General features: G+C 50.4%; 1 protein-coding gene. It reads left to right on the forward strand.

Annotated elements, in window-relative coordinates; all coding sequences use genetic code 11:
- On the forward strand, nt 1–359 hold a 359-nt coding region (locus tag EIZ37_RS25720), incomplete at both ends, for a group II intron maturase-specific domain-containing protein (RefSeq protein ID WP_328591386.1).

Here is a 359-nt window from a genome sequence, read left to right on the forward strand (position 1 = left end):
AAACTGGAGCAGCTAAAGGAGCGCGTAAGAGAGATCACCTCGAGAACACGAGGAATCTCAATGGAAAGCCGTATTAAGGAGCTAAACTGCTACTTAATGGGGTGGATTGGCTACTTCCGTTTAGCCTCCGCAAAGAAACACTGTGAAGCACTAGATGAATGGATTCGCCGCAGACTCCGCATGTGTCTCTGGAAACAATGGAAGCTACCAAAAACCCGACTACGGAATCTACGTGCCCTTGGCGTACCCGAATGGGCAGCGAGGATTATGGCGAACTCCCGTAAGGGGTGCTGGGAAATGTCCCGAAACATTAACAATGCCCTCAACCTCTCCTTCTGGAGAGATCAAGGGCTACTCAG

Source organism: Brevibacillus migulae (assembly GCF_004521915.1).
GTDB classification, from domain to species: Bacteria; Bacillota; Bacilli; order Brevibacillales; family Brevibacillaceae; genus Brevibacillus_F; species Brevibacillus_F migulae.